5 protein-coding genes and 1 pseudogene are annotated in these 4,031 nt (G+C 60.7%); 4 read left to right on the top strand and 2 right to left on the bottom strand.

The window, feature by feature from the left end; genetic code table 11:
• Positions 1–260: VUT family protein (locus ACP5J3_RS11745; protein WP_428495860.1), on the top strand; the 260-nt coding region annotated here is incomplete at its 5' end.
• Here ACP5J3_RS11745 and ACP5J3_RS11740 read toward each other — a convergent pair.
• Positions 244–1,050, bottom strand: coding sequence for an undecaprenyl-diphosphate phosphatase (locus ACP5J3_RS11740; protein WP_428495859.1), 807 nt, complete (start codon positions 1,048–1,050; stop codon positions 244–246). The two genes, ACP5J3_RS11745 and ACP5J3_RS11740, sit on opposite strands and share 17 nt — an antisense overlap.
• 41 nt (positions 1,051–1,091) lie before the next feature.
• Between ACP5J3_RS11740 and ACP5J3_RS11735 the strand changes: the two genes are divergently transcribed.
• From ACP5J3_RS11735 to hemC, 3 genes are all read left to right on the top strand, one after another.
• On the top strand, positions 1,092–1,610 hold the full coding sequence (locus ACP5J3_RS11735) for a DUF6884 domain-containing protein (RefSeq protein WP_428495858.1): 519 nt from the start codon (positions 1,092–1,094) through the stop codon (positions 1,608–1,610).
• Between the two features lie 177 nt (positions 1,611–1,787).
• Positions 1,788–2,942: a radical SAM protein gene (locus ACP5J3_RS11730; RefSeq protein ID WP_428495857.1), complete on the top strand. Its 1,155-nt coding sequence runs from the start codon at positions 1,788–1,790 to the stop codon at positions 2,940–2,942.
• Positions 2,920–3,807, top strand: a complete 888-nt coding sequence (hemC, locus tag ACP5J3_RS11725) for a hydroxymethylbilane synthase (protein ID WP_428495856.1) — start codon at positions 2,920–2,922, stop codon at positions 3,805–3,807. Before ACP5J3_RS11730 ends, hemC begins: the two co-directional genes overlap by 23 nt.
• Here the strand turns inward: hemC and ACP5J3_RS11720 are convergent.
• Positions 3,804–4,031 (bottom strand): annotated as a pseudogene (locus ACP5J3_RS11720) (Lrp/AsnC family transcriptional regulator); the annotation flags it as partial. The gene hemC and the pseudogene ACP5J3_RS11720 sit on opposite strands and share 4 nt — an antisense overlap.

Below are 4,031 nucleotides of genomic sequence, written 5' to 3'. Positions count from 1 at the left end.
TCACAGCGTATCTAATATCCTCCACTATAGACGTCTATATAGTGACGCGGTGGCCGAGGCTACACCTGCTGGCTAGGGTGTACTCCTCCTCCCTCGTGGCACAGGTTGTGGACAGCGCAGTGTTTATAACCCTCGCCTTTGGGCCGGAGGTGGGGATAATAACGGGGCAGATCGTCGTTAAGTGGCTTCAGGTGCCGCTGGAGGCGATACTTGTCTACGGGGCGAGGAGATACGTGGCCTCTATTAGAAGCCGAGGGTAATTCTTAGGATGCCTCCGGCGATGGCCAGGAGGCCCACGACGGCGTTTACAAGCACCACGTGTCTGCTCTTGGCGAAGTCAAGCAACGCCTTTATTGTGGCTATGCTCACCACCACGCCGAAGGCCATGGCCGCCAGGGACTCTGCAGTGGCCACCGCGCCCCCCTCGGCGATATAAGATAGAGCCGTGGCGCCCAGCCCGGCTATGGGCACCAAGACGAAGGAGGCTTTGAAGGCCTCCTCTGGCTTGTAGCCGAGGAGGAGTAGCGTCGTGGTGGTCGCCCCCGACCTGCTGACGCCGGGGAGCACCGAGAGGGCCTGGGCGAGGCCAACCAGAGCCATCTCGCGTAGAGACATCTGGCCGAAGCTCTTGAGCCCGGCGGCCGACTTCGCCCGCTGGAGTAGGGCGGCGTTTAGCACCACCGCGGCGCCGAGTGCCATCATCAGCCACCCGGCGCTCTGGCCCGCCAGTAGCGACTTCCTGGCTATGTAGTACAGGGGCACGCCGACGGCGCCGGTGACTATTGTAGTGACCACCATGTATGTGAGCCACCTCCTCCCTTCGCGGTCGCCGAGGAGCCCCCTCAGCGCCTTTAGGTACAGCCCTCTGAAATATATGAGGGCGGCGATAACTGAGGCGGCTTCTAGAAAGAGGCCTAGGGAGTAGGCGTATTGAGGCGGCGATTTGAACAGAGCCGTGGAGATCAGCATGATCTGCGTCTTGCTACTTATGGGGAGCCACTCGGAAACGCCTTGAACCACGCCGAGGAGCAACGCGTCTCCTAGGTTCATTGAAGGGGCTACATGTTATATACATTTAAAAGTGGTGAGGCGTGTACGCGGTTGTTACTAACTGTACTAGAGAGAAGCTCGATTTCGCAAGTCCGGCTAGGGATCTCTACAGAGGGCCGTCGGTGCAGAGAGTGGTGAAGGTTGTCGACGAGGCCAGGTCACAGGGGGTGCCCGTCTCTCTCTACATTATATCAGCCCGCTACGGGCTGGTTGGGGAGCACGACGTGCTTGAGCCCTACGACGAGACTCTCAGCGGGAGGAGCCACGAGGAGATTAAGAGGTGGGCCCACGCCGTGGGGTTGCACACTGCGCTCCGGAGGCTGGCAGAGAGAAGCACAGTGATTCTGGTGGTCACCAAGGCGTACTACATCGCGGTGGAGGACGTGGCGTGTCAATACGATGTGTACGTCCTAGCGCCTTTTAGGGCATGCGGGAGGTGGATAAAGACGGGCAACTTCGACAGACACATAGCGTTGAGAAAGTTGCTGAAGTCGCTCTGGTCGTCGGCCTCCCCAGAGGGCACCCGGCGACGGCGCAGAGGTTCTGGAGATAGAGAGTAGGCCGCGGCATAGTGCAGACGCGGCGGGGCGCCTAGGGCCGCTCGGCGTGTCCGTGGCGAGTGCCGTGCTTAGCTTTGAACGTCGGCGTAGGATGCCGTCCTCATCCTCAGCCCCGTTTATCTCGTCACCGAGTCACCTCGAGAGACAGATTTATATCTATGTCTTTGCTTAACTAAAGTGATTCCAATCAGCGTCATGGTCACGGGGGTGGGGACCACTTCTTTTAAGGTGAAGGGGAGGTTTGGGGTGGATAAGCCGAGCGACTTCTCAGCCCCGTTTAGGCCTATCGTGAGCTGGAACATAACTAGGCGGTGCAACCTCAAGTGCCTCCACTGCTACATCGACGCAGGCCCAGCTGAGGCGGGGGAGCTAAGCACGAGAGAGGCCCTCGACGTGGTCGATCAGATGGCTGAAGTCGGCGTGCCCTTGATCCTCTTCACTGGGGGTGAGCCCTTGACGAGGCCGGACTTTTTCGAGATTGCTGGGTACGCGAGGGAGAGGGGGATTAGGCTGGTGCTGTCTACAAACGGTACACTGATAACTCCAGAGGTCGCGAAGAGGCTTAGGGAGGTGGGGGTGGTCTACGTGGGGGTGAGCCTCGACTCGACGTCGGCTGAGTTTCACGACAGGTTTAGAGGGGTGGCCGGCAGCTTCGCCGCGGCTCTGGCAGGAATTAAAAACGCCATCGCGGCGGGGCTCGACGTGGGGCTCCGCTTTGTCGTCACAGCGAAGAACATTCACGAGGTGGGTAGCTACGTGGATTTTGCCGCCTCTCTGGGGGTGAGGCGCATCACCTTCTACCACCTATCTGCGGCGGGCCGGGCGCAGAAGCTGACAGAGGACTGGTGGTACACCCCCCGGCAGTACCAGGAGTTTATAGAGACTCTCATCGCCAAGGCTAGGCAGTACGCCGGGAGGCTTGAAATCGAGACGACCCTCGCGCCGTACGACGGGATCTATATAGCGCTCACCGTGGGTGGGGGCGACGCGAAATACCTAGAGTTTGTGGAGTCCACCGGTGGGTGCGGCCGCAAGATCATATCAATATACCCAAACGGCGACGTCTACCCGTGCCAGTTCATAGACTTCTACAAGCTGGGCAACGTGCGGGAGAAGAGGCTGAGGGAGATACTGACCCCCGAGAGGCTGGCTCCCTTCGTCGAGACTGATAAATACCTGAGGGGGCCTAGGTGCTCCGCCTGTCCATTTAAGAAGTTCTGCAAAGGCGGGGACAGGGCGAGGGCCTACTACATGTCTGGCGACATGTTCGGCGACGACCCCCTCTGCCCCATCCCCGCGCTGTTTGGCAATGAGGCTGGTGGTCGCAACTAGAGGGTCGAGGCTCAGCCTGCTACAGACAGAGGAGCTCCTCTCAAGGATAAAGGCGGTGGAGCCCGACGTCCAGTTCGACATCAAGATTGTAAAAACGACGGGGGATTTGGTGCAGGACAAGCCTCTCTACAAAATTGGGGTCAAGGGGATTTTTGAAAAAGAGGTGAATATGGCGGTGCTGAAGGGAGAGGCCCACTTCGCCGTCCACAGCCTCAAAGACCTCCCCTCTGAGCTGGCCCCCGGCCTCGTCTTGGCGGGCTTCTCCAAGAGGGCCCCTCCCTACGACGCGCTGGTGAGCGCCGCGGGCTACGACTTGGAGAGCCTGCCGAGGGGGGCGGTGGTGGGGACGTCGAGCGTGCGGCGTGCGGAGTTTCTAAAGGCGGCTAGGCCAGACGTCGAGGTGGTGCCTCTCAGAGGCAACGTAGATACCCGCGTGAACAGGATCCTGGAGGGGCGCTACGACGCCGCCGTCATGGCCGCAGCCGGCATAGTGAGGCTCTACGGCAACTCGCCGCCTGTGAAGATATACCCACTGCGCCCCGAGGTTATGCCGCCCCCGCCCGGCCAAGGCATCGTAGTAGCCGTCGCGAGAGAAGACGAGAAGTGGCTGGTGGACCTCCTCGACAAGGCAAGCGACCCAGCCGCCAAGGCGGAGGCTCTTGCCGAGAGGGAGTTCCTCCGGGCCGTGGGCGCCGGTTGCCACACGGCGGTGGGTGGCTTAGCGCGGCTTCTCCCAGCCGGCTCTATTGAGTTCACCGCGGGGTACGCAGACGGGGGGAGGGCGCGTGTGGTGAAGATCTATGGGGACGACCCCGTGGAGGTGGGGAGGAGGGCGGCGGCTCTTGTAAACGCCTTTAGGCGCTAGCCCTCCTCAGCGACTTTCTCCACCCTCCTCGCCATTTCGCGGCCGCCGAGGAAGTCTCTGACGCTGTACAGCAGTCTGTAGTCCTCCACGCCGAGCCTCTTCATGGCGTCTTTTACATAGCTCTCAATGACGTCTCTAGACACGCCGTGCACCATATAGTAGCAGGGGTACTCCCACCTGCCGGGGACCGTGTTGCGGAGCACCACGTGTGTGGAGATGGGCAT

The organism is Pyrobaculum sp., assembly GCF_049971835.1.
Taxonomy (GTDB): Archaea; Thermoproteota; Thermoprotei; order Thermoproteales; family Thermoproteaceae; genus Pyrobaculum.
This window is presented reverse-complemented; position numbering and strand designations above follow the sequence as displayed.

What these genes read in the sequence shown, in the direction of transcription:
- ACP5J3_RS11740 (WP_428495859.1), bottom strand. Translation starts at nt 1,050, where the DNA reads ATGAACCTAGGAGACGCGTTGCTCCTCGGCGTGGTTCAAGGCGTTTCC.
- hemC (WP_428495856.1), top strand. Translation starts at nt 2,920, where the DNA reads ATGAGGCTGGTGGTCGCAACTAGAGGGTCGAGGCTCAGCCTGCTACAG.